Annotated in this window: 27 protein-coding genes and 1 pseudogene; 10 read left to right on the top strand and 18 right to left on the bottom strand. The window is 37.4% G+C overall.

The window, feature by feature from the left end:
* Positions 1-18: 18 nt before the first annotated feature.
* Complete coding sequence (rpmF, locus tag OC533_RS12690; RefSeq protein ID WP_003726143.1) at positions 19-192, bottom strand: 50S ribosomal protein L32; 174 nt, start codon at positions 190-192, stop codon at positions 19-21.
* Positions 193-283: 91 nt separating this feature from the next.
* Positions 284-820, bottom strand: coding sequence for a YceD family protein (locus tag OC533_RS12685; protein ID WP_003769603.1), 537 nt, complete (start codon positions 818-820; stop codon positions 284-286).
* Between the two features lie 129 nt (positions 821-949).
* Here OC533_RS12685 and OC533_RS12680 point away from each other — a divergent pair, with 129 nt between their 5' ends.
* Together OC533_RS12680 and OC533_RS12675 are read left to right on the top strand one after the other, a co-directional pair.
* Positions 950-2,125 carry a nucleotidyltransferase gene (locus OC533_RS12680; protein WP_194323611.1) on the top strand — a complete coding sequence of 392 codons (1,176 nt, stop codon included), beginning with the start codon at positions 950-952 and terminating at the stop codon, positions 2,123-2,125.
* Between the two features lie 82 nt (positions 2,126-2,207).
* Positions 2,208-4,448, top strand: coding sequence for an ATP-binding cassette domain-containing protein (locus OC533_RS12675; RefSeq protein ID WP_194323610.1), 2,241 nt, complete (start codon positions 2,208-2,210; stop codon positions 4,446-4,448).
* 45 nt (positions 4,449-4,493) lie between these two features.
* On the opposite strand, the gene OC533_RS12670 is transcribed toward OC533_RS12675, so the two are convergent.
* From OC533_RS12670 to cyoE, 7 genes are all read right to left on the bottom strand, one after another.
* A complete protein-coding gene (locus tag OC533_RS12670) occupies positions 4,494-5,534 on the bottom strand; it encodes a SepM family pheromone-processing serine protease (protein ID WP_010991039.1) in 1,041 nt (346 codons plus the stop codon).
* A 14-nt stretch (positions 5,535-5,548) separates the two neighbouring features.
* The gene (gene coaD, locus OC533_RS12665; RefSeq protein WP_003767763.1) at positions 5,549-6,034 is read right to left on the bottom strand and encodes a pantetheine-phosphate adenylyltransferase; all 486 of its coding nucleotides are present in this window, start codon (positions 6,032-6,034) and stop codon (positions 5,549-5,551) included.
* A 2-nt stretch (positions 6,035-6,036) separates the two neighbouring features.
* Positions 6,037-6,594: a 16S rRNA (guanine(966)-N(2))-methyltransferase RsmD gene (gene rsmD / locus OC533_RS12660; RefSeq protein WP_185482281.1), complete on the bottom strand. Its 558-nt coding sequence runs from the start codon at positions 6,592-6,594 to the stop codon at positions 6,037-6,039.
* Positions 6,595-6,690: 96 nt separating this feature from the next.
* The gene (locus tag OC533_RS12655) at positions 6,691-6,972 is read right to left on the bottom strand and encodes a YlbG family protein (RefSeq protein WP_003726138.1); all 282 of its coding nucleotides are present in this window, start codon (positions 6,970-6,972) and stop codon (positions 6,691-6,693) included.
* A gap of 30 nt (positions 6,973-7,002) precedes the next feature.
* Positions 7,003-7,452, bottom strand: a complete 450-nt coding sequence (locus OC533_RS12650; RefSeq protein ID WP_185618262.1) for a YlbF family regulator — start codon at positions 7,450-7,452, stop codon at positions 7,003-7,005.
* Between the two features lie 47 nt (positions 7,453-7,499).
* On the bottom strand, positions 7,500-8,555 hold the full coding sequence (locus OC533_RS12645; RefSeq protein WP_003763300.1) for a CAP domain-containing protein: 1,056 nt from the start codon (positions 8,553-8,555) through the stop codon (positions 7,500-7,502).
* Positions 8,556-8,702: 147 nt separating this feature from the next.
* Complete coding sequence (cyoE, locus tag OC533_RS12640) at positions 8,703-9,608, bottom strand: heme o synthase (protein WP_033532863.1); 906 nt, start codon at positions 9,606-9,608, stop codon at positions 8,703-8,705.
* Between the two features lie 235 nt (positions 9,609-9,843).
* Between cyoE and OC533_RS12635 the strand changes: the two genes are divergently transcribed.
* Both OC533_RS12635 and OC533_RS12630 read left to right on the top strand, forming a co-directional pair.
* Positions 9,844-10,761, top strand: coding sequence for a COX15/CtaA family protein (locus OC533_RS12635; protein ID WP_003723941.1), 918 nt, complete (start codon positions 9,844-9,846; stop codon positions 10,759-10,761).
* 109 nt (positions 10,762-10,870) lie between these two features.
* Positions 10,871-11,614, top strand: coding sequence for a potassium channel family protein (locus tag OC533_RS12630; protein ID WP_185550582.1), 744 nt, complete (start codon positions 10,871-10,873; stop codon positions 11,612-11,614).
* 5 nt (positions 11,615-11,619) lie between these two features.
* Here OC533_RS12630 and OC533_RS12625 read toward each other — a convergent pair whose 3' ends face one another.
* From OC533_RS12625 to OC533_RS12615, 3 genes are read right to left on the bottom strand one after another with little or no spacing between them, the layout of a single operon-like run.
* Positions 11,620-12,261 (bottom strand): MOSC domain-containing protein, encoded by a 642-nt coding sequence (locus OC533_RS12625; protein ID WP_194323609.1) that lies wholly within the window; start codon positions 12,259-12,261, stop codon positions 11,620-11,622.
* Positions 12,262-12,279: 18 nt separating this feature from the next.
* Complete coding sequence (locus tag OC533_RS12620; RefSeq protein WP_010991044.1) at positions 12,280-12,897, bottom strand: YcnI family protein; 618 nt, start codon at positions 12,895-12,897, stop codon at positions 12,280-12,282.
* Positions 12,898-12,909: 12 nt separating this feature from the next.
* Positions 12,910-14,535: a copper resistance CopC/CopD family protein gene (locus tag OC533_RS12615; RefSeq protein WP_194323608.1), complete on the bottom strand. Its 1,626-nt coding sequence runs from the start codon at positions 14,533-14,535 to the stop codon at positions 12,910-12,912.
* A gap of 146 nt (positions 14,536-14,681) precedes the next feature.
* On the opposite strand from OC533_RS12615, the gene OC533_RS12610 reads away from it, so the two are divergent.
* Together OC533_RS12610 and mscL are read left to right on the top strand one after the other, a co-directional pair.
* Positions 14,682-14,873: a hypothetical protein gene (locus OC533_RS12610; protein WP_003763311.1), complete on the top strand. Its 192-nt coding sequence runs from the start codon at positions 14,682-14,684 to the stop codon at positions 14,871-14,873.
* A 60-nt stretch (positions 14,874-14,933) separates the two neighbouring features.
* Complete coding sequence (gene mscL / locus OC533_RS12605) at positions 14,934-15,320, top strand: large conductance mechanosensitive channel protein MscL (protein WP_185547743.1); 387 nt, start codon at positions 14,934-14,936, stop codon at positions 15,318-15,320.
* Between the two features lie 57 nt (positions 15,321-15,377).
* On the opposite strand, the gene OC533_RS12600 is transcribed toward mscL, so the two are convergent.
* From OC533_RS12600 to groES, 5 genes are all read right to left on the bottom strand, one after another.
* Positions 15,378-15,770, bottom strand: coding sequence for a hypothetical protein (locus tag OC533_RS12600; RefSeq protein ID WP_003769625.1), 393 nt, complete (start codon positions 15,768-15,770; stop codon positions 15,378-15,380).
* A gap of 44 nt (positions 15,771-15,814) precedes the next feature.
* Positions 15,815-16,024 carry a hypothetical protein gene (locus OC533_RS12595; protein WP_070753749.1) on the bottom strand — a complete coding sequence of 70 codons (210 nt, stop codon included), beginning with the start codon at positions 16,022-16,024 and terminating at the stop codon, positions 15,815-15,817.
* Positions 16,025-16,313: 289 nt separating this feature from the next.
* A complete protein-coding gene (locus OC533_RS12590; protein WP_070753750.1) occupies positions 16,314-16,712 on the bottom strand; it encodes a hypothetical protein in 399 nt (132 codons plus the stop codon).
* Positions 16,713-16,829: 117 nt separating this feature from the next.
* Complete coding sequence (groL, locus tag OC533_RS12585) at positions 16,830-18,458, bottom strand: chaperonin GroEL (protein ID WP_003767780.1); 1,629 nt, start codon at positions 18,456-18,458, stop codon at positions 16,830-16,832.
* 32 nt (positions 18,459-18,490) lie between these two features.
* Positions 18,491-18,775 carry a co-chaperone GroES gene (groES, locus tag OC533_RS12580; protein WP_003726504.1) on the bottom strand — a complete coding sequence of 95 codons (285 nt, stop codon included), beginning with the start codon at positions 18,773-18,775 and terminating at the stop codon, positions 18,491-18,493.
* A gap of 232 nt (positions 18,776-19,007) precedes the next feature.
* Here groES and OC533_RS12575 point away from each other — a divergent pair, with 232 nt between their 5' ends.
* Both OC533_RS12575 and OC533_RS12570 read left to right on the top strand, forming a co-directional pair.
* The gene (locus OC533_RS12575) at positions 19,008-19,694 is read left to right on the top strand and encodes a CPBP family intramembrane glutamic endopeptidase (protein ID WP_194323607.1); all 687 of its coding nucleotides are present in this window, start codon (positions 19,008-19,010) and stop codon (positions 19,692-19,694) included.
* Position 19,695: 1 nt separating this feature from the next.
* Positions 19,696-19,900 (top strand): annotated as a pseudogene (locus OC533_RS12570) (DUF4305 domain-containing protein).
* Between the two features lie 26 nt (positions 19,901-19,926).
* On the opposite strand, the gene OC533_RS12565 reads toward OC533_RS12570, so the two are convergent.
* On the bottom strand, positions 19,927-20,574 hold the full coding sequence (locus OC533_RS12565) for a redox-sensing transcriptional repressor Rex (protein WP_003722329.1): 648 nt from the start codon (positions 20,572-20,574) through the stop codon (positions 19,927-19,929).
* 310 nt (positions 20,575-20,884) lie between these two features.
* On the opposite strand from OC533_RS12565, the gene OC533_RS12560 reads away from it, so the two are divergent.
* Both OC533_RS12560 and OC533_RS12555 read left to right on the top strand, forming a co-directional pair.
* A complete protein-coding gene (locus OC533_RS12560) occupies positions 20,885-22,837 on the top strand; it encodes an ABC-F family ATP-binding cassette domain-containing protein (RefSeq protein ID WP_194330339.1) in 1,953 nt (650 codons plus the stop codon).
* Positions 22,838-22,861: 24 nt separating this feature from the next.
* Positions 22,862-23,821, top strand: coding sequence for an alpha/beta hydrolase (locus tag OC533_RS12555; protein ID WP_194323605.1), 960 nt, complete (start codon positions 22,862-22,864; stop codon positions 23,819-23,821).
* Positions 23,822-23,878 lie beyond the last annotated feature (57 nt).

The raw sequence follows: 23,878 nt of genomic DNA, 5'->3' as shown, positions 1-23,878 counted from the left end.
CACTTGTTTTTAACAATATTAGCTGTTTGCTACATCTTTGCCATCATATTGTCCACATTCTGGACATACGTGATGGGAAAGTCTGTATTCGCCGCAATTCGAGCATTCGTTCATGCCCGGAAGTTGAAGTTTAACGTGTGTACGACGCTTACGCTTTTTGGCTTTTGAAGTTCTTCTAAAAGGTACTGCCATTTCCTTACACCTCCTTGACGATAACTAAGTACTTGTATCGTTAATCTAAGAAAAATAAATTCCTTAATATATTCCAGCTTCACGGGGAAGTTTAGTCTTCTTTTTTCTCATCGAAAAAATCGGCTAATCCCGCAAGACGAGGATCCACTTTTGGTTCTTTTGCTATTTGTTCTAGTAGGTTACCTTCTTCTGTTTTCATTTCCCATTCTTTGCCTCGTGGAAGCTTACTCATTTCGAGTGCGTCTTCACTGAAAACTTGCATCGGAATTTCAACTAGTAAAAGTTCTTCTACTACAGGGGTTAAATCGACCATATCCTGTTCCATCACATGCCAAGATTCATCTAGAACTTGTTCTTTGGATTTCACAAAGGTTTCCGTCGCATGCACTTCATAAGGATAAATAACATCCTCAAGTGTACGAGCACATGGAAGTGTCCACTCGCCTTTCATTGTAAGGTTAGCAGTAACTTCTTCTGGGTGTACAATTAGTTCCCCAGTTACTTGTACGGGGCTTGCATCACGAACGTCTATATTGTTCTCTTGAAAGAACTTTTTTAGGTCAGCTTTTTCATTAATCGTGAAGTTGCTGTCACGATATTTTTTCAATTGACTGATAGACCATTTCATCCTACATCACTCCAAGCGCAACACAAAATATTATAGCTTTTTTAAAGGCTTTTGTCAATGGTTTTTCAGGGACCGAAACTAGCGGCTGAATTTTATGCTAAAATAGATTATCTAAAGGAGGGAACCGAAATGAAAGCAACTGGAATTGTGGTCGAATATAACCCTTTTCATAATGGCCACCAGTTACATTTAAATAAGGCACGTGAACTTACAAAAAGCGATGTGGTAATTGCGGTAATGAGTGGTTCTTTTGTACAACGCGGCGAGCCAGCAATTATACCTAAATGGGAACGAACGAAAATGGCCCTTGCAGCTGGCGTCGATATGGTTATTGAGCTCCCTGTTTCGTTTGCGACACAACATGCGACTATTTTTGCAGAAGAGTCTATTCGACTATTAGATGCGCTTCATATAGATACACTTTTTTTCGGAAGTGAGCACGGGGTTAGTGAAGATTTTTCTACTGCTGCTAAAACAGTTGTTGAGAACGAAGCCGCTTTTAATGAAGCCATTCAGCTTGCTTTAGGTGATAAGAAAACATCGTATGCGAGAGCTTATACAGAAGCTTTTACACGTTTATTTGGAAAAGAACTACTGGATCTCACTAAGCCTAATAACATTCTCGGTTTCCACTACGCACTCGCTATTCAAAAACAAAATCCTTCGATTGCACTTCAAACGATGCCGCGTGAACATTCCGGCTATCACGATGTGGAAGCAAGCCATGATTATATTGCTAGTGCAACCGCGATTCGAAAGTTACTCCTTGCTGGGAATTTAGAAGAAGCTAGTCGCTACCTTCCCGATTCCTCTATAGAAGTTTTAAATAATTATCGCGGACCATTTTTATCGTTTGAAGATTATTGGCCGCTTCTAAAGTTTCGTTTAATCCAAGCTAATTCGGATGAGCTTGAAGGGATTCGCGGTGTTAGTGAAGGAATTCAAAATCGAATGCAACTTGCGGCAAAAAAAGCGCATAGTTTTTCAGATTTTATTGAAATAATGAAAACAAAACGTTACAGCAACGCACGATTACAACGAACGGCGTTACAAATTTTATTAAATGCCCAAAATACGCCTCCAGCAGAGCCCTACATCCGAGTTCTCGGAATGAGTAAAGCTGGTCAAAAATATTTATCGCTCCATAAAAAAAATATTTCGCTGCCAATTGTTACGACAGTTTCTAAAGCAGAACCAAGTCTTTTAAAAGAAGATTTACGGGCGACAGACATTTATACGCTAATAAATGGATTAGAAGATTATCAAGCGGGCGACTTTCATACTCCACCAATTCTAACCTTGTAAAACTTTACAAGGTTTTTGGTTGACTTTCATCGTTCTATTTTGCTAAGATGTTTGTCCGACTCAAAAAACAGGAGGTATGTGTATGGTACAAGAATATATTCGATTAAGAGGAGCTCGTGAAAACAATCTCCGGAACATTTCCCTAGATATACCAAAACGAAAAATCACTATTTTTACGGGAGTATCTGGTTCTGGGAAATCTTCTATTGTATTTGAAACTATTGCCACAGAATCGCAAAGACAGCTAAACGAAACATACAGCGCTTATCTTCGTAATTTCCTACCGAAGTATACGCAACCGGACGCAGATTCAATTGAGAACCTCTCCACCTCTGTTATTATTGATCAAAAACGACTTGGCGGTAACTCCCGCTCCACCCTTGGTACCATCACAGATATTAATTCCATTTTGCGCTTACTTTTCTCGCGTGTGGGAAAACCTAGTATCGGTACAGCAAATCTATTTTCATTTAATGATCCTGCTGGCATGTGCCCTGACTGCCATGGTGTTGGTCAAAAAGTATCTGTTGATCTAGTCAAATTACTCGATCCAAATAAATCACTTAAAGAAGGCGCCATCTTATTTCCGACGTTTTCAGTAGACTCATGGTACTGGAATTCCTATGCTTATTCCGGCTTTTTTGATGTGAACAAAAAAATAAAAGATTATACCGAAGAAGAATATGACATGCTTTTAAACGGGAAAGATGTGAAAGTCTTTTTAGAAACACCAATGGGTAGCATGAACGCAACATACGAGGGCTTAATCCCTAAATTCAATCGGCTTTACATTCAAAAAGAAGGCGAAATGTCTGCTTCTACTAAAAAACGAGTAGATAAATTCACTCATATTGCCCCGTGCACAACTTGCGAAGGTACGAGACTTTCGAAAGAAGCATTATCTTGTAAAATAAACGGCGCGAATATTGCTGACTATACCGCGATGCAGTTAGATGAACTCAAAGAAACACTTACTAGCATAAAAGACCAAGTAGCAGCTCCGATGGTCAAAAGTGTAACAGAACGGGTGCAACATTTAATTGATATTGGGCTTGGTTATATGACACTAGACCGGCAAACAGCTTCTCTTTCTGGCGGGGAGTCACAACGCGTCAAGATGATTCGTCATTTGAACAGTAGCTTAACTGACTTGCTTTACATTTTCGATGAGCCAAGTATTGGGCTCCATCCTCGTGATGTTCATCGTTTAAATGACTTACTCGTTAAATTACGTGATAAAGGAAATACGATTCTCGTCGTCGAACATGATCCTGATGTAATCAAAATTGCCGATCATATTGTCGACGTAGGTCCGCACGCTGGAAAACATGGCGGTGAGATTCAGTTCGTTGGAAGTTACCCAGATTTACTCAAGTCGGATACTTTAACAGGCCGTTTCCTCAATCGCCACTTGCCAATTAATGATAAACCACGCGCACCAAAAGGCTTTTTATCTACTGAAAAAAGCAGTCGTTTTAACTTAAAAGATATTCAAGCTACTATTCCAAAAGAAGTACTTACAGTGATAACTGGTGTGGCAGGTTCTGGGAAGAGTACATTAATTCATTCTGTTTTCCTAAAAGAATATCCAGATGCCATTGTTATTGACCAGTCCGCTGCTCATGCGAATATCCGCTCCAATCCAGCAACATATACGGGCATTATGGATCCAATCAGAAAAGCATTCGGAAAAGAAAACGATGTGAGCCCTTCACTATTTAGTTATAATTCGAAAGGCGCCTGCGAAAACTGTAAAGGCCTTGGCTTTACAACGATGGATTTAGCTTTTATGGACTCGATTCGTACACCTTGTGAAGTCTGTCATGGCAAACGATTCCAAGATTCCGTTTTACAGTATAAGCTTGATGGAAAATCGATTAGTGATGTACTAGAATTAACCGTTTCAGAAGCCCTTGAATTCTTTACAGATAAAAAAATCTTGAAGAAAATTACGGCAATGGAAGAAGTTGGAATTGGCTATGTTACACTGGGCCAAGCACTTAGCACACTTTCTGGCGGAGAATGCCAACGCTTAAAACTTGCCAATGAGCTCCATAAAAAAGGATCCATTTACATTATGGATGAACCAACAACTGGGCTTCATATGTCAGACATTGAACACATTCTGTCTATTATTCACTCTCTTGTAAATAAGGGAAATACGGTGATTGTGATTGAACATAATGTTGATATTATTCGAAATGCTGACTGGATTATCGACCTTGGTCCAGAAGGCGGAAGTTCAGGTGGGCAAATTCTATTTGAAGGCGCGCCACTCGATTTATTAAAAAACAAACAATCGTTAACTGCGAAATATCTTTAATATGAAAAAAGCCGTTTTGTCTATACTCAGACAAAACGGCTTTTTTTATTGTAGTTTTTCTAAATAATCAACAGCATCTTGGAATGTTTTCACTGGGACAATTTTCATTTTAGAGTCAATGTCTTTCGCTGTTTTAACTGCTGTATCGTAATTGCTTTCAATGCTTGGATCGCTTTTTTTCATTTCTTTTGTAATTGGATCTTTCGGAGCAAAGAAGATTTTCGCGCCACTTTTATCTGCTGCGACAACTTTTTGGTCAATTCCACCAATTCTTCCTACAGTTCCATCAGGATCAATCGTTCCAGTTCCAGCGATTTTTTTGCCATCTGTTAAATCATTTTTTTGGAAGCGACTGTAAATTTCTAGACTGAACATTAAACCAGCAGATGGTCCGCCGATTTTTTCAGAGTCGATTTTCACAGTTGGGTCTGCAGTGATTTTTTCATCATCCACTAGTGTGATACCAATTCCTGGCGTGCCTTTTTTATCGATAGCTGTTAGTTTAATACTTGCTTCTTCATTTTTATTGCCATGTTTGTATTTGATTTTGACAGTGTCACCCACTTTTTTGCTGTGGATGTAGTCAATAAATTCTTGGCTTGATTTAAAAGATTGTCCGTCAATTTCAGTAATTAAATCTCCCGCATGAAGGATACCTGCTGCTGGGACGTCCTCTTTTACACTTAATACGTATACACCATCATAAGTAACTTTGACTTTTTGGTCCGCTGCTTTATATGCGACTTGGATGGCATTGTTTTTTGATTCGTTCATCATTTGCATTTGGCGAACGTTGTATTCTTCATCTGTTTCGTTGTCGTATTTAATATCACTGTCTTTTTCTAATTCATGATATGGCAGGAATTTAGCTGTCATATATGTATAAATATTAGCTTTTCCCATTGCAATCGTAACTAGGCTGAGTGAACCGTCTTTTTTATTTGGATGGTCATCTACCGTAACGAGTGGTGCAAGTTCTTCCGTTCCACCAGGTTTTGAAATATAATACGGAACCGGAATAAAAAAGCCCGCTATAATAATGATTAACAGCACTATCGCCGTTATTTTTTTCCACTCTTTACGCATTATCTGTCCATCTCCTACTTATTGAATTTTGCTTTTACCGCTTTGTTTACGACTTCAGGTACAAGTTCACGAATATCACCTTGATACTGCGCCACTTCTTTTACCATACTTGAACTTAAAAACGAGTATTTCGTATTAGTCATAACAAAAAAAGTTTCAATGTCTGCATTAAGTGTGCGGTTCATCGAAGCTATTTGCATCTCGTACTCAAAATCACTTACTGCTCTGAGTCCTCTGACAATAGCAGTAGCCCCGCGTTTAGCAGCATAATCAACTGTTAATCCACTCGCACTTTCCACGTGAACATTTGGTAAATGAGCCGTTACTTGTTTAATCATTTCCATTCGCTCTTCTACGGTAAAAAGTGGTTTTTTAGACGAATTATTTAAAACGGATACGTAAAGTACATCGAATATTTTCGCTGCACGTTCAATAATATCTAAATGTCCATTTGTAATTGGGTCAAATGTTCCGGGAATAACAGCAATTTTGTTTCCCATTTCTACGCCTCCTGAAATTCAAATATGGATAAAACAGTAATTCCGTAAGAAACCGATTTGATTTTCTCAAATTTACCAATTTTATCTGGCATTACTGCTTCTTTATCATGCTCGCAAACAATTCTTCCATTTTCACTAACTAGCTCTAATTTTTCTAAGGCTATAAGTAATTTTTCTAGTTGTTGTTTTTTATAGGGCGGATCTAAGAATACTAGGTCAAATTTCCACTCGTTTTTATGAAGCAATTTGAGTGCTCGTTCGGCGTCATTTCGGTATACTTCTGCGCGCTCTGTGAAATGGCAACCTTCAATATTTTGACGGATTGTTTTAATTGCTAGTGTCGCTTGGTCAATAAAAACTGCGCGCTCCGCACCTCGACTCAGTGCTTCGATTCCAAGTCCGCCACTTCCGGCAAATAAGTCGAGAACAATATCGCCATCAAAGAATGGACCGATAATCGAAAATAAGGATTCTTTTACTTTATCTGTCGTTGGTCTTGTATTGTTTCCTGGAACAGCTTTTAAAGCGTGTCCTTTTCGTTCTCCTGCAATGACTCTCATGTTTTTGCACAACCTTTACTTCAATGTCTTTTTTACTTTATCATAAATAGGTGCAAAAAAACAGCAAGACTAGTTGAAATAGTCTCGCCGTTTTGATTAAATACTGATTTGCACATCTTCGTTTTTATGTTCGTACATCATTTCTTTTTTGGATTCGTATTCTGTTTTTAAGAACGGACGGAAAGACATTTCCACGCGTTTCACATAATGAAAACGAGAAACTTTGTTAGAGATATCTTCTACTTCGGCCATATCACAATATAATACCGCATATTTCAACTTGCGCGATACATAATGAACATTTCCAAATCGCTTCAAAGATCTAACTTGTTTAAGATGATTCATCCAAACGACGATAGCTTGTCTATCATTTTCCATTGTTTAAGCCCCTTCTTTTTAGGATAAGCTTTACGCTGAACAACCGCAGCCTCCCCCGCTGCCACATCCACCTGTAGAACAAGCAGATTTTGTTTCAAAAAACGGATTACCGGTTGGTACTTTGATATTTTCTGAAACTGCACTTGCGAGAAGCAAACTGATTTCGTCCAAGAGAGATTGCAAATCCATCTCTGCCCGGCGAAAAGCTGCCACATTTTGATCCATATCGACTTCGCGTTTATAAGCACGAGTCTTTCTGGTTACTTCTTTATAATCAGGATGATACCGGCCGAACCGTTGTACTTCCTCATATTGTTCTTTTATTCGTATAAACTGACGAATATTTTTTTGTGAATTGGCGTCATTTAGTAATACTTGTCTAGTATGCTTATAATTCTGTGCTTCTTCGGAGTCTAGAATCATGCTAGCAAGCTCATCTGATAAATCGAGTAGCGCCATATTTTCCATTGTAGCGAGCAATCTAGCCACCTCCATCTTACTTACTTTTTCATTATACCATAGAACGATTATTTAATAATAAAATTTTGCGTATAGTACTTCTGATAAGTTCCCGCACCCATATAGGTATAAGAACCATCTAGTAAGTTTTCTCTATGTCCTTTAGAGTTAAGCCAACCTTCAACAGCTGCGGCACTGTCTATATAGTTGTAAGCGATGTTTTCGCCCGCTTTAGTATATTTTACATTACCGGCACTTAATCGCTTGCTTAAATCCCCTTGCGTCGGTGAAGTATGATCAAAATAATCATTTTTCTTCATATCGACACTATGACCATAGGCGACTTTTGCGACTTCCTCATCCCACGCCACTTCTTCTATACCGTAGCGGTCGCGAATGACATTTGTAATTTCTAACACTTGTTTACTAGAAGCTTGGTCAATCGCATTCCAATCTTCTTGGGATAATTTCTCTTCATAAATTTCGCCTTGATAAGATAATTCATAAGGTCGCATTTTTATGAAAGCTAATTTATTCAAGTAGCGGACACTAACTAGTTTTGACTTAAATTTATCAAAATTTAGTTGCGCATACACGCCACTTCCGATATTAACAATTGGTCGAGCATTTAAATCTTCTTCGGAAAGTTCGAATTTATAATAGCTATCTTTGTAATTAAAAGATATTTCTGATTGTAAATTCGCGTCAGTAAATACTTTTTCTGTCGACATTCCGATTGAATAAGGCATGACGTTTAAATCTTGTCCGAGCGCATAAATAGTTTGAACGACATTATTTGTCACTCCAACTAACATGTAACTAGTTCCTGGTTGACTGTAAACGTAATTATCATAACCGTATGCTGTTTTATCAACACGTACCGGGTCGCCAAATTCTTTTTTTAACTCGCTTACGTTTTTATTTATAAACCTCGCCAAGCTAGAACTATCTTGCACTTGTTTCGGATTTTCATTTGTTGTTTTTTTATCATCAGGAAAATCGGATTTTGTAGCAGTATCTTCGGCCGTATTTTTTTCAACTGATTTACTAAAAAAAAGATCTGTGTTATATCCAATGAACAGGCAAATGATTAATAGCACAGCTACTCGCATAATAAACTTCACATTTTGCCCTCCTCGGCAGTATTTGGTTTATCTTGATGTAACTTTCATTTTACCAATTCTAGTATCATTTGAAAAGCTTTAAAAACCATAAAAAAACAATTACGAAAATCCGCGACAAAATGCGGTTCTCCGTAATTGCAGTTATTTTTATAAGAAAATCGAAATAACGACCATCGCAACAAATAAAATTGTCATGTAGTTTAGCGAGTAAACAAACATCCATTTTGCCCATTTGATGCTGTCGTTCATTTTAAATCCGTAAATGCTTAGTGCAAGCCAACCGATATTAAGTAAGGTTGCTAAAATAACATATACAAGCCCTAAATCAAACATAAAGAATGGCAATACGGTTAATAAAATCACCCAGAAAAACATGCTTTTTTTTGTGCGTTCAATCCCTTTTACAACAGGTAACATTGGGATTCCAGCCGCAGCATATTCTTCTTTCCGTTTAATAGCAATCGCATAAAAATGCGGTGGTTGCCAGCAAAACATCACAAGAAATAGCATAATTGGCACAATACTAAATGATGGTTCAACTGCAAACCAACCAATTAACGGCGGTACAGCTCCTGAAAAACTACCAATTACGGTATTACTAACTAATTTTCTTTTCGCATAAAGTGAATAAACGACTACATACAAAAAGACCCCAATAACACCAAGAACCCCTGCTTGCCAAGTCGTCATAAATAACATAATTGTTCCGACGACACCTAGCACAAGTGCAACCATCAGTGCACGTTTACCAGAAATTTTCCCGGTCATCGTTGGTCTGTTTTTCGTTCTTTCCATAATTCCGTCAATATCACGGTCAATGACATTGTTAAAAGCGCCCGAAGCAGCGACAATAAGTGCCGAACCGACGATAGTAAAAAATATTACATCTACATTTTGAATAAAAGAAATTCCATTTAACTGAAAGGCTAGCCACATACCTGTAAAAGCAGTAATCGTATTAGAATTAACGATTCCGATTTTCACAAGCTCGGTAAAATCACGGACAGTAAATCTACTCGAAGTTAACTCCCCAGTCTTTTCTATCTGATTCAATTTTTCTCCCCCTAACACTTGCTGATATAAACCAGTGATTGCGAACTGATACATATCCTATACCCTTATTATGTGAAAAATACGCACCCTTTGTCAATAAATCGGCTTTAATCTTGTACGCTTTACTTCTTTAAATAAACACGCTACAATTAGTTTGATGTGTACTCATGAACTTATACATATAAACAAATTTTAGTAAAATCTCACACGCATCTAAAGGAGAGATTGGTAGATAATGAAAAAATTCTTAAAAGTTTGGTCCGTACTCACGATTATTTGTATGACAGTCGTTGTGTTTGGCGGGGCGCTGGTGACGAAAACTGGTTCAGCAGATGGTTGTGGTAATAGCTGGCCACTTTGTAATGGACAATTAGTTCGTTTAACAGATGTTACCCCGGAAAAACTCATTGAATTCATGCACCGAATGACAACGGGAATCAGTTCGATTTTTGTTATTGTATTAGCGATTTGTGCTTGGATTTATATGAAAAATCGTCGTGAAACAAAACCGCTTGCAATTATCGCTGTGTTATTTTTAATTATTCAAGCGTTAATGGGAATGGCAGCAGTTGTATGGGGACAAAATCCGTACATCATGGCACTCCACTTTGGTATTTCCATCATTTGTTATGCGTCGATTGTGTTACTTGCCTTAATGATTTTTGAGGTGGACAGGAAATTTGATGCTAGAAACCTTGTAATGGGGACAAAATTACGAATTAATATATACGCGCTAACGATTTACACGTATTTAGCCGTTTATACTGGTGCACTTGTACGCCACGAAAAAGCAAGTATGGCTGTTCCGGTTTGGCCGTTTGAAAATGGGCACTTTATTATGCCTACTTCGGTGCAAGATTATGTTCAGTATTTCCACAGGTTAGCCGCATTTATTTTAATTGTTTGGTTGCTTTATGTAACTTGGCTTGTGTTCCGTGATTATAGAAGATACCGCGTGTTAACTTTTAGTATGGTATTGTCGCTTGTGTTTATCGCTCTTCAAGCGGTTACTGGTGCGCTTTCTGTTTATACAGGAGTGAACTTATATATCGCACTGGCACACAGCTTAATTATTACAATGCTCTTCGCCTTACTTTGCTACCTATGCTTACTCGCATCAAGAAGTAAAAGTAATCGGCTACGAATTAAATAAAGAAAGCAGCTGATGACCAAAAATCATCAGCTGTTTTTGTTTTATCTACAGTTTTCAGCCGTTTTTATGCTAAAATAAGTGAGAGTATAAGTCAAACGAGGTGAATAACTTGGATAAAACAAAGAGAAAAATGATTTATGAGATTTTTATGCTTGGTCTCATACTACTTTCCCTTGCCCTATTGCCGTACAGAAACAACTTTACTTTTATTTTAAATTGGATTATTTGGGTGATATTTACATTAGATTATTTTGTTAGGTTTCACCGAGCAGATGATAAGTGGCATTATGTAAAAACGCATCCTTTCCAGCTGATTGCAATTATTCCTTTTTACGGTGGGTTCAGAGCGGCGCGGATTGTAAGTTTTGTCCATCTTCTAAGTATTACTGCGATGGGAAGACGTTATATTATGCCAATTTATAGCTTTTTCCGTTCCAATGGATTAAGTCGATTTTTAATGATTTTTGTGTTACTCGTGATTATTATTCCTGTTCCAATGGTTTTTATTGAACCTGAAATAAACAACTATCCTGATGCACTTTGGTGGGCAATCGTTACGGCGACTACAGTAGGCTATGGCGATATTGTTCCAGTCACACCAATCGGGCGAATTTTGGCATCGATAATGATGCTATTTGGGATAGCGTTTATTGGGATGATAACTAGTACTTTAACCAACTTTTTCCGCGCTAAAAAAACGTCTACTTCTAGCACACAACGCGCAAGTAAAATCACCCAATTAATTGCCGATACGCCTGATTTAACGAAAGAAGAAATTGCAGTAGTTGAGCAATTTTTAACACTGAGAAAAAATGAATTAATAAAAGAGACCAAAAAAAGTGATAGCGAATGACGCTATCACTTTTTTATTAGCTTTTCGACTTGATTCCGGTAACGTTCGGATAAAGCCTGAACAGCTAAAATCCGCTCAAAGTCTTCTTGTGTGCCTTTTTTATGCAATACTTTTTCATGACAAAAGGCAACTGTTACTCCGTGCGACTCTTGGTGAATTTGTTTCATTTCAGCTGATTCACTAATTTCCCCTGGGGTAATTGTTCGGCACAGATAACCTGTTAAACCCGTTTCGCGAATTGCTTTATAGAGATCTGGTATTCCATTAAATTTCTCAATCGTGCTACACGGATTTCGTGCTTCTGTTACTTGTATTACGGTTTCTCCAATTTGAAATTTATCACCGATTTGGACCGTACTTTCTAACATATTAGTGACAATGAGATTCTCACCAAACGCGGTTACTTGTAATTCTTCCTCGAACATTTCAGTCCATTTTGCGTAATGCTCATATGGGTAAATACATACGGTTCGATCCGCGCCACCGTGATATTTCAAATTATGAGGTGCATCGTTTTCAAAGCCATTCATAGTTAATTGGGCTTTTTTAACGAGCTTTTTTTCAATTCCAGTCATCATTCGTTTATTATTTGGAAGGGTTAAATTTTTTGGTTTTCCAACTGCTAAATGGATGATTTTCGGTTTCATCTGTTTACTCCTTTGATGTTATTTTTTTCGACTTAAGATAGCAAGAATGCTTGTAATTAATGCGAGCACACCAATGGCAAGCGCCGTCCATAGCAAAATGGTATTGTCATTAGACTCACTTGTATCCCCAGCAGTATTCTCGGCTCCTGCAACCATTTCTCCGTGTGAGCCAGTTGTTTGTTTGGATGAATCTTTCAAAATTTTCGTTGTTGCATGAGGGGTTTCGGAATCTTCTGCGCCAACCCACTCGACAATAGAACCATCTTCATAATATTGGTAGGCATTCCAAGCAACTTCTCCTTCTTCACTTGGATTTTTGGCGATAAAACTAAAACGTTGGAATTGACCTTTTTCAATCCCGCTGCCTTCCGTTTGCCATGTCACTGTACTGTTTTTCTTATCTACTGTAGTCGTCCAGCCGGGAACTGGTTCATATGATTCGAATGAAACACCTTTCGCTACTTTTAAAACGATTTTCTTTGATGCAGCGTCTTTTTCGGAAGGTACTTTCATTGTATAAGTTTCCCAAGAGTCAACAGTGGACTCACTTGGTAAAACTGACACATGCGCACTTGCCTCAAATGGAATAATAAAAACTGCTAATAAAACGACGAGCGAACTAATAATTTTTTTCATTGTTTTTCCCCTTTACTGTGTAATATTGGTTGTAAATGTTTGATTAATATCGGTAAAATCTTTCGTTAGGCCATGGACCGTAATTTCCCATTTTCCAGTTTGGTTAATATAAAGTCCTTCTGCAAAATATTGGTTCTCATTTGCAAGTTTTGCTTGGAAAGTGGCTTTTTCATCAGTTTTAGTAGATTTTGTTGTGATAGTCACTTGTTCGAAATCTGTTTTGGTTGCTCCATCTGCGGAAGTAAAGGTGATGATAAATTGGTTTTGACCGACTGTCGCTGGCTCTACTCGTAAATTGATTTTTGCATTTTCGCCTTCTGCTGTAATTGTTTCGTCAAATGCTTTTGGCGCAGGTGGTGGCGGGGTTTGTACGTTTGTTAAAACACTTGCGACGATAAGAATGATTGTCCCGATGATAAGTTCAATTAATATCGTTTTAAATGGCAACTTCTTGTTTTTGAGTTTGAGATAGATGTAATGTCCTAGACCTAATAATGCCATTAGTAAAAATAGACCGATTTTGAAAAGAAGAATTTTGCCGTAGTTGGTTGTAAATAAATTAGACATTTGACCAATGTTCATCACTGCCATAAGTAAGCCACTAACTAGTATTGAAGCTACCGCGATGATTGCTATAATGGCAAATCTGCTCCAAACTTCACGTGCTTTTCCGGTTTTCGGTAATACGAATAATAGTACTAAAATACCGCCAACCCAAACACTTGCTGCAATCATATGAAGCATATCTGCTGTGATACTTACTATTTTATCGGCACTCGCTGCAGCATGTCCATTCTGAGCCTTCGCAAAAATCAAATAACCAATTAATGCACTCTCTGTCAGAAGCGCGAACCAGCTCCATTGTTTATTTTTACGAACCATAATAACAGTAAAAATAACAAGCACGAGCCATGAGATAAGCTCACTAAGCCAAATATAGCCGGTTTTCGTCGTTAAGAAAGCCGCTAATTTATCGGGCTGGAAACTTTCGCTAATAGAAACACCTGTTGTAATGCTCGTTTGTACAAAAAGTTGCATTAGTAGCGCCGTGCCAAGAAAGGCGAGCGCAAACCAGATTATTTTCTTTAAACGCGTCGTAATTTTTGCTGTTAATTGCTCTTTTCGCGGATAAAGTCCTAGTCCAAAAACAAGCATCCCGATAAACAATGAAAATCCTATATAAAGTATTGCTTTTTGAACGGAACTAATTTGCAGATCGAAAGCATTTGATGGTACTTCGGTGCTTTGGAATGTCGCTTTTGTATCACCTAATTTAAATGATATGACGCCACTTACCGCGTGGCCGTCAGCAGAAACAACTCGCCACGATACGGAATAGACGTCTGCTTTTAATTCAGCTGGCAAGGAAGCTTCCACCATATGATCATTCTTCTTAGAAACAGCTGTCTTCCCTGTCTCAACCCGCTTTCCACTTGAATCTTTTACTTCTATTAAAGGAAAATCCGCTTCAATTTCTTCATTAAACACGAGCGTTACTTTTTCTGGCGCTGTTTTTATATGCGATTGATCGGCTGGGTTTGAATTTTCCAAATAAGCATGCGCTGAAACATGCTGAACTGGCACAATTAATATGTATAATACGATTAAAATAAAACTGATCCTTTTAAATAATTTCATTTGCTGCTCCTTTTTCGAACGAACGGTTTTACTCTTTTTAACTTATCACGTGCAAGAATTGAATGGAAATAATTGGCTCACTCGCTATTGCAAAAGATATAGCGATTATGGCATAGTGAAAGAAAAGGAAAAGGGGGATTTTATCTATGCTTCGTTATATTGAATTATTTTTTATGTTTGCTTTTGTTACACTCATCACGATGTGGCTTCAAGCACTCTTAGCTAAATGGAAACCAAATATTCTGGGCTCTTTCTGGCTTCGAACACTTACTTTTATTATTATTGGTTATGCTTTAATGGCCCCGACACTATACATCGGCAGTTTATTACTAAAATAAGTTCAGTTGCTTTCACATCGCAGTTAGATGTTTTATACTGAGATGTGGGAGGTGAATTTTATGAAAAAAATGTTAGTTGAATTTAGAGACTTCGCGTTAAAAGGGAATGTACTAGATCTTGCGGTGGCCGTTGTTATTGGGGCTGCTTTCGGAAAAATCGTTTCATCTTTAGTAGATAACATCATCATGCCATTCGTTGGTGTACTCCTCGGTGGTCTTGATTTCTCAGATTTAAGCTTCAAAGTTGGAAAATCAGTCATTCAATATGGTGCATTTATTCAATCCATCGTGGACTTTGTCATCATCGCTTTTGCCATTTTTATTTTTGTCAAAGTACTTACTAGTTTTATCAAGAAAAAAGAACAACCAACCGAAGAGGCACCAGTACCTCCAACAGAAGAATACTTAAAAGAAATTCGCGATTTATTAAAAGAACAACAAAAATAAGCACATAAAAAAACAGGAACCTACGTCATTTATTTCTGACTAAAGGTTCCTGTTTTTTTATTGTTGTTGTTTCTTTAATTGTACCGCTAAGAACATTTCTACCACCGCGACTACTAAGAAGATAATTTGTAAAATAAATACATAACCGATAATGAGTATTTGAACAACCATCCAGACTGCGAGTACGGCTGCTGCTGCAAACATAACTTCTTTTGTTCGTGGTAATTTTTTCAGTAAATAAATTAGTGCTGCTAAATGGAATAACCCAACAAATATGAATAAAAATATGCCTGGGATTAAATAATCGACAAACGGTGAACCATCAAGCAATCCGGTCGAAAGTGATAAAAGACTACCACTAGGCTTAAAAACCATCGATAATCCCCCATAAATTGCCCCAAATGCTGTAAAACCAACTATTAAAATACTACTTATACGTGTCCAGTTCATGGCGTTCTCCTAGTCGTTTTTCTAGTAGTATACCACGAAAATTATCATTCTGCCGTTTTTCTTCGTTTTATTTTTTTGATTAAATCGATCAGTACAAAAACAGCAATTCCGCATGCGACAACTGTTGTAAGATACCAAGCTGGCCCAGATTCCGCGCGCTCTCCAAGCCAATAAGTCACCGTTTTCGGATTAAAAAATGCAAAGCAAATCGCACAAAATGCAATAATTCGACCAATAATGGAATTTTCTCTCATAGCAAGTGCATCTCCTTTTCTTTTATTATAACAATAGTTTAGAGATAAATTCTTACTTTTTTGGTCCCAAAATTGTTCGCTTCATGACAAGTTTTGGTTTATCGCAAAAAAAACTATGACACGCAGATACCCTGTCATAGCTACCTTAATTATTGGTCATTTTTACTAGCAGTCCTCTTTCCTTTCTAAATCCTCATACTAGAATTGACACCTATAATTTGACTGTTGATGTAAGTCCCTCCCTATAATGAAACGAGTAATTTACCATCAAAAAAGCTGGTTAATTAAGTCATAATATATTATCTGGCTCTTTAAAAAACTTTTTTTGCTTTTGATGAATCTTTTTACATGTAGATAATAAGAATTTTTTTGTCACTTCTTGGTAAGTTTCAAAATCCAGTCCAAAAATTGGTTCTAACATTTCCACGGTAACTAATTCAACCACTCTCTTGTCCTCACTAATTGCCATTTCTTCCATAAAAGTGAATATCCTATCTCTTAATGTATTATTAAAATCTTTTTCTGTTAACGTGAGATTTAATAACATCCAAAGTGCTGGAAAATAAAAATAAGGGGAGTCTCCTAACTCCGCAGATAATTTTTTTTGCTCACTACTTTTTGTATATTTGTTAATTTCTGGAAATATTTCGTCTACTGTTAGATTTATCGTTTCATAATGTAATTCCAATTTTGTTTTTCACCTCTATACTTGAAAATAAAAGTATTTTTTATTATTAATTTAAGATAAAAAAAGTCTCTGAAAAAGAATTCAGAGACCTTTTTGAAATGTTAGCTGCTGTTACTCTTACATCATACCGCCCATGCCGCCCATACCCATATCTGGGCCTGCTGCTGGACCGTTTTCATCTGGTTGATCTGCTACAACAGCTTCTGTAGTTAATAGAAGTGCTGCAACGGATGAAGCGTTTTGTAATGCGGAACGAGTAACTTTTGTTGGATCAACAATACCAGCGTCAATCATGTTTACCCATTCGCCATTAGCTGCGTTGAAACCAACGCCAACTGCTTCGTGTTTCAAGCGTTCTACGATAACGGAACCTTCAAGTCCAGCGTTATGTGCGATTTGACGAACTGGTTCTTCTAGAGAACGAAGCACGATGTTGATACCTGTTTCTACGTCACCTTCTGCTTCAAGTGCTGCTACTTTATTGTAAATACTTACAAGAGCAGTACCACCACCAGCTACGATACCTTCTTCTACTGCTGCACGAGTAGAGTTAAGGGCATCTTCAATACGTAATTTACGTTCTTTTAGCTCTGTTTCAGTTGCAGCGCCGACTTTAACAACAGCTACTCCACCTGCAAGTTTTGCTAAGCGTTCTTGTAATTTTTCTCTATCAAATTCAGAAGTAGTTTCTTCCATTTGCGCACGGATTTGGTTTACGCGAGCGCTGATTTGTGTGGAATCGCCTGCTCCTTCTACGATTGTTGTATCATCTTTTGTTACAACTACTTTGTTAGCTGTTCCAAGTTGATCAACTGTTGCTGTTTTCAGCTCTAAACCTAGGTCTTCTGTGATTACTTGTCCACCAGTTAAAACAGCAATATCTTCTAGCATTGCTTTACGGCGGTCACCGAAACCAGGAGCTTTCACTGCAACTACGTTAAATGTTCCGCGAAGTTTGTTTAGTACTAGAGTTGCTTGAGCTTCTCCTTCAACATCTTCCGCGATAATTAGCATTGGACGACCTTGTTGAACAACTTGTTCTAAAACTGGTAAGATTTCTTGGATGTTGTTGATTTTTTTATCTGTAATTAAAATGTATGGTTTTTCAAGGACTGCTTCCATTTTGTCAGAATCAGTTACCATGTAAGGGCTAGTGTAGCCACGGTCAAATTGCATACCTTCTACTACGTCTAATTCTGTTGCAAAGCCTTTGGATTCTTCAATAGTAATAACGCCATCGTTACCAACACGTTCCATTGCTTCTGCGATTAATTTACCAACTTCTTCATCACCAGAAGAAATGGCAGCAACTTGAGCGATAGACTCTTTGCTTTCAATTGGTTTAGAGATAGCTTTTAATTCTTCAATAGCAGTTGCTACGGCTTTTTCGATACCACGACGTACGCCTACTGGATTTGCTCCAGCTGTTACGTTTTTCAAGCCTTCTTGAATCATTGCTTGCGCTAAAACGGTAGCAGTTGTAGTTCCGTCCCCAGCAACATCATTGGTTTTAGAAGCAACTTCAGATACAAGTTTTGCGCCCATGTTTTCAAATGGGTCTTCTAATTCGATTTCTTTTGCAATCGTTACACCATCATTTGTAATTAACGGAGAACCGAATTTTTTTTCTAAAACAACATTACGACCTTTTGGGCCAAGCGTTACTTTTACTGCGTTTGCTAGTTGGTCGACACCACGTAACATGGCACGACGAGCATCTTCACTAAATTTAATATCTTTTGCCATTTTATATTTCCCTCCGATTATTTCTTTTTTTATTATTTAGTAATTGCTAAAATATCACTTTCACGTAAAATCAGATAGTCAGTTCCTTCATACGTCACTTCTGTTCCAGAGTATTTTGCGAAGATAACCGTGTCACCTTCTGCAACTTCAAGTGGTTCTTTTGTGCCGTTATCTAGCACACGACCTGAACCGACTGCAACAATTTTCCCTGATTGCGGTTTTTCTTTAGCAGAGTCTGGTAATACAATCCCACTCGCTGTTTTTTCCTCTGCTTCAAGTACTTCAATTACAACACGATCTCCTAATGGTTTTAACAATGTAAATGACCTCCTCTGATATAATTACATTTTTCATTTTAGCACTCGACACATTAGAGTGCTAATACAGTTATTATGATACCAAACTAAATAAAAATTGCAAGCAAAAACGTTTAAAAATTAAAGAATTCTTATTTGCGGTAAAGCGTGATAACTAGTACAATAAGAAGAGCTATTTCCGCTATTTTTAAGCATTTAGCTGGAGCTTGTTTTTAGAAGGGATGCGTATTTTTTGGCTAAACGTTATATTACGATTGTATTAGTTTATTTATTATTACTATTTTCTGCATCTATTGGAATTCCGATTGTTCAACATATTTTACTTAGTATGACTACGATTTCTACAGCGGATGCTCAAACTTATGGGGTAATTACATGGTCGATTTTTTCTAATTTATTATCACTCGCCATTATTATTCCAATGCTTTATAGAAAACCAAAAGAAAATAAAATCGAACTCGGTGAAAAAACTGCGCCATTTCTGAGTATTGTGTGGATTATTGGTGGAGTGATTGGGTTATACGTAGCACAATTTATTTGTAGCATTATTCTAACGCTAATTTCTGGGAATATTGGTGAATCGGCAAACACAGAATTACTTGTTGATTTAACTAGATCGGCGCCTATTTTCTTGATTTTCATTTCAGTTCTCGGGCCAATTTTAGAAGAGCTTGTTTTTAGAAAAGTGGTTTTTGGTGGGCTGAGTAATGTGATGAACATTCATGTGGCGGCAGTTATTAGTTCGCTCTTCTTTGGGCTACTTCACGGGGATATTTCCTTTTTACTTACTTATTTTGTCATCGGATTAATTCTTTGTTTTCTTTATACGAAAACGAAACGAATTGCTGTTTCGATGGGCGCACATATTTTAATGAATACCATTGTTTTGCTCGTGAGTCTTGGAATCATTGGAGGATAATATGAAAAATTCATTAATAAAGCAAAGTTTTCTTTATTTTGCGCTTGGTCTTGTATTTGTCTATTTCGTTATTGTTCGAGTGGCTGAATATGGTTATGATCTTGTTGCCTATATACTTATACTCATGATGTTAATTGATTTTGGTATTGGTATTGGCCTTATTATCACTGGGCTTAAAAGACGTAAAAAAAACCTGTAGAAAGTAAGTGTTGCTTACCTTCTACAGGTTTTTTTATTCTGTTTTCGCTGGATAGTTTTCCAGGAAATAGATTAACGTTTGTAATTCCGTTGTAAGATCGATATGGTGCACACGAACTTGTTTTGGAACGCTAATACGAGCTGGCGTAAAGTTTAGAATACCTTTAACATCTGCTTCAATTAAACGATCTACAGTTACTTGCGCTTCGTCAGCTGGAACTGTCAGAATAACTACTTCCACACCATTTTCACGAACAATTTCTTCCATATCATTTAAGTGATAAATTGGAATGTCTTGTTGAACACTACCAACTTTCGCTGGGTCTACATCAAATGCAGCAACGATTTTGATATTATTGTTTTTCATGAAATTATAATGTAATAATGCTGTACCTAGGTTACCTACACCGATTAGTGCAACATTTGTCTGTTTGTCCTGACTAAGTGTTTTGCTGAAAAAGTCGAGTATGTAAGAAACGTTATACCCGTATCCTTTCTTACCTAATGCGCCAAAGTACGAAAAATCACGTCGAATAGTCGCTGAATCAACTTTCACCGCTTCACTTAATTCCGCAGATGATACTCGTTCCTTACCTGATTCATCTAGGTATTTCAAGTAACGATGATATAATGGTAAGCGTTTTGCTGTCGCTTGTGGAATTTTTGTTGTTTCCTCCATCATGCCTTCTGTCCCTTCTTCTTTTAAATTTTTTCTGAAGTTGAAGCTTTTGTGAACTGTACTTCCTTTCACATGCTTGCTTATATACTATAAACATTTCACAAGGAATGCACAAACTTTTTGCTCATGATTTTCAAGCAATAGTTTGTCCCGCAAAATATCTAGTGTTTTCCTTCTTTTCCATTCTACGCTAAAATCACAAATAATGCGAGTGTTTTCACAATCTACCTTATACGTGAAGCCCTTCTTCTCTCATTGCGATTACTTGGCTTTTAAGATAAACTAGTAAGGAGAACGTTCGAGGAGAGAGATTATGATATTATTACAAGTTCAGCAAATTTCTAAATTCTTCGGTGCAGAAGTTATTTTAGATAATATTAAATTAGAAGTAAAAACAGGCGACCGAATTGCCTTAGTTGGCCGAAATGGCGCTGGTAAATCTACTTTACTTAAAATTATCGCTGGAAAAATGAGTTATGACGGCGGAACAATTTCTAAACCTAAAAGTGTCGAAATTGGCTATTTGGCTCAAAATACTGGCCTTGAATCCACGAAAACAATTTGGGATGAAATGTTAAGTGTTTTTAATTCACTTAGAAAAATGGAAGCAGATTTACGCAAAATGGAGCTTCGTCTTGGGGAACCTGAGCTTTATAATAATCCGGAAAAATATCAAGCATTGATGACCGATTACGATACTTTGCAACATACTTTTAAAGAAGTTGGTGGGTATACGTATGAAGCAGAAATCCGTTCCGTTTTAAACGGTTTACGCTTTTATCCAGAAGATTATGAAGTAGAAATCGCCTCACTCAGTGGTGGGCAAAAAACAAGGCTTGCACTGGCTAAGTTATTACTCGCGAAACAGGATATTCTTGTTCTCGATGAACCGACAAACCATTTAGACATTGAAACACTAGCATGGTTAGAAACATATTTGCAAAACTATCATGGTTCTTTACTTATCGTTTCTCATGACCGCTATTTCCTAGATAAAGTCGTTAACCAAGTATACGAAATTAGCCGCACAAGAATTGATCACTACAAAGGAAATTACAGTTCATTTGTTAGTCAAAAACAAGCTAAACTTGAACAAATGTGGAAAGAATTCGATAAACAACAAAAACAAATTTCCAAGCTAGAAGATTTTGTCGCTAGAAATATCGTTCGCGCTTCTACAACTAAGCGAGCTCAGAGCAGAAGAAAACAATTAGAAAAAATGGATGTACTCGCTCGACCTCAAGGCGACGAAAAATCGGCTCATTTTGGCTTCCAATTTGAAAAGCAAACTGGTAAAGATGTTTTAATGGTAGATGAATTAAGTATTGGTTACGCCAAAGACAAGCGCATCGCTTCCAATCTAACATTCGAAATGAAACGTCAAGATAGTCTAGCGCTCGTTGGTCCAAACGGAATCGGTAAATCTACCCTTCTTAAAACACTTATTCGTGATATTCCAGCTCTTAGCGGTGAATTTCATTTTGGAGCAGGTGTCAAAATCGGTTACTATGACCAAGAACAAGCTAAACTAACATCCAACAAAACTGTTTTGATGGAACTTTGGGATGATTATCCAGAATTAAATGAAGTGAACGTTCGAACAACACTGGGTAATTTCTTATTTTCAGATGATGACGTCCTAAAAAACGTTCAATCCCTTAGTGGTGGTGAAAAAGCTAGACTCGCTCTTGCAAAACTTACTTTACTTGAAGCCAACGTGCTAATTCTCGATGAACCTACCAACCATTTAGACATTGAAAGTAAAGAAGTTTTAGAAGCTGCTTTGATCGATTTTGAAGGAACGATTCTATTTGTTTCTCATGACCGTTACTTTATTAATCGCATCGCTTCAAAAGTAGTAGAACTAGCTCCAGAAAAAGCGACCGTTTTCCTTGGCGATTATGATTATTATCAGGAAAAAATCGCCGAAGCAAAAGAACTAGCGCGCCTTGATGCAGAAGATCGTCGTAAAAAAGGGGAACCTGTCGAAGCAACTGCCTCGGTTAGAAAACTAAATTATCAAGAAGAAAAAGAACAGCAAAAACTACTTCGTCAAAGAAAACGCAAACTAGAAGAAGTAGAAAAGTCTATGGAAGAAACAGATGAAAAAATCGCCGAACTAGAACTTCAATTAACCAAACCGGAAATTTTTCAAGACCATGAGAAAGCTTTTGAAATTACGCAGGAACTTGATGTGGTAAAAGCACGTGGTGAAAAATTGATGGAGGAATGGGAAAAAGTAAGCGAAGAACTAGAATCTATGTAATCTACATAAAAAAAGGAGCTAACAATGAAAAAGATTTTAATTATTTCTGGTTCAATTATCCTTGGGTTACTTGTAATTATTAGTATTTGCGCAAGTTTTTACTTATATAGCTATGCGCTATCTCGTGATAATTCAAGTATGAATGATAAACCGACTGCAGATCAAACTACAGAAACAGCCAAACTCGCGAAGAAAAATCGCCAAGAAAATACCGCTTGGATGGAGCAACAACGTCTAACAAAATGGACAGAAACCTCAGCAGATGGCTTGAAATTAGTCGCTAATTATTTAGAAGCACCCTCACCTTCCAATACAACCATTATTTTGGCACATGGTTATCGAGGGAAAAGCGGCAAAGTCGAAATGGCTGGTCTAGCAAGGATGTATAATCAAAAATTCGGCTACAATGTATTAATGCCTGACGCAAGAGCACACGGCGAAAGTGAAGGGAAAAATATAGGCTTTGGTTGGCCAGAACGTAAAGATTATGTTCAGTGGACAAACCAAGTACTTGATAAAAATGGCGATGATACAGAAATTGTCCTTCATGGTGTTTCCATGGGGAGTTCCACCGTCCTCATGACAAGTGCCGAAAAGCTGCCGAAACAAGTAAAAAGTATTATCGCGGATTGTGGCTATACTTCCATGGACGCCGAACTATCTTATCAATTAAAAGCAATGTTTCATTTACCGAAATTCCCAATCATTCCAATGGCTAGCCTTATCAATAAAGTAAAAGAAGGTTTCTTTTTCAGTGAAGCAAGTGCGATTAATGCCGTAGCTGAAACTGATTTACCTATTTTCTATATTCACGGCGATTCAGATGCATTTGTCCCTACTTCTATGGTAGAAGAACTATATGACGCCACCAAAAGCTACAAGGAAAAATGGGTTGTAAAAGGCGCTGAACATGGTCAAGCATTCACTGTTGAGCCAGAAACTTACGAAGAAAAAGTACGACAATTTTTAAGTAAAACAATGTAAAAAAAGACTGTAATCAAAGTGAGAAATTACTTTGATTGCAGTCTGGGGCATGCGGAA

It is taken from the genome of Listeria sp. Marseille-Q6474 (genome assembly GCF_946902005.1).
GTDB lineage: Bacteria > Bacillota > Bacilli > Lactobacillales > Listeriaceae > Listeria > Listeria innocua.
The sequence above is the reverse complement of the archived record's forward strand: the minus strand, read 5'-3'. Positions and strand labels throughout refer to the sequence as shown.

Coding starts and splice junctions, on each gene's coding strand:
- OC533_RS12620 (WP_010991044.1), bottom strand. CDS start 12,897: ATGAAAAAAATTATTAGTTCGCTCGTCGTTTTATTAGCAGTTTTTATT.
- rsmD (WP_185482281.1), bottom strand. CDS start 6,594: ATGAGAGTCATTGCAGGAGAACGAAAAGGACACGCTTTAAAAGCTGTT.
- mscL (WP_185547743.1), top strand. CDS start 14,934: ATGAAAAAAATGTTAGTTGAATTTAGAGACTTCGCGTTAAAAGGGAAT.
- OC533_RS12685 (WP_003769603.1), bottom strand. CDS start 820: ATGAAATGGTCTATCAGTCAATTGAAAAAATATCGTGACAGCAACTTC.
- OC533_RS12675 (WP_194323610.1), top strand. CDS start 2,208: ATGGTACAAGAATATATTCGATTAAGAGGAGCTCGTGAAAACAATCTC.
- OC533_RS12600 (WP_003769625.1), bottom strand. CDS start 15,770: ATGAACTGGACACGTATAAGTAGTATTTTAATAGTTGGTTTTACAGCA.
- OC533_RS12615 (WP_194323608.1), bottom strand. CDS start 14,535: ATGAAATTATTTAAAAGGATCAGTTTTATTTTAATCGTATTATACATA.
- OC533_RS12680 (WP_194323611.1), top strand. CDS start 950: ATGAAAGCAACTGGAATTGTGGTCGAATATAACCCTTTTCATAATGGC.
- OC533_RS12655 (WP_003726138.1), bottom strand. CDS start 6,972: ATGGAAAATGATAGACAAGCTATCGTCGTTTGGATGAATCATCTTAAA.
- OC533_RS12635 (WP_003723941.1), top strand. CDS start 9,844: ATGAAAAAATTCTTAAAAGTTTGGTCCGTACTCACGATTATTTGTATG.
- coaD (WP_003767763.1), bottom strand. CDS start 6,034: ATGGGAAACAAAATTGCTGTTATTCCCGGAACATTTGACCCAATTACA.
- OC533_RS12625 (WP_194323609.1), bottom strand. CDS start 12,261: ATGAAACCGAAAATCATCCATTTAGCAGTTGGAAAACCAAAAAATTTA.
- OC533_RS12560 (WP_194330339.1), top strand. CDS start 20,885: ATGATATTATTACAAGTTCAGCAAATTTCTAAATTCTTCGGTGCAGAA.
- rpmF (WP_003726143.1), bottom strand. CDS start 192: ATGGCAGTACCTTTTAGAAGAACTTCAAAAGCCAAAAAGCGTAAGCGT.
- OC533_RS12595 (WP_070753749.1), bottom strand. CDS start 16,024: ATGAGAGAAAATTCCATTATTGGTCGAATTATTGCATTTTGTGCGATT.
- OC533_RS12565 (WP_003722329.1), bottom strand. CDS start 20,574: ATGATGGAGGAAACAACAAAAATTCCACAAGCGACAGCAAAACGCTTA.
- OC533_RS12610 (WP_003763311.1), top strand. CDS start 14,682: ATGCTTCGTTATATTGAATTATTTTTTATGTTTGCTTTTGTTACACTC.
- OC533_RS12670 (WP_010991039.1), bottom strand. CDS start 5,534: ATGCGTAAAGAGTGGAAAAAAATAACGGCGATAGTGCTGTTAATCATT.
- OC533_RS12555 (WP_194323605.1), top strand. CDS start 22,862: ATGAAAAAGATTTTAATTATTTCTGGTTCAATTATCCTTGGGTTACTT.
- groL (WP_003767780.1), bottom strand. CDS start 18,458: ATGGCAAAAGATATTAAATTTAGTGAAGATGCTCGTCGTGCCATGTTA.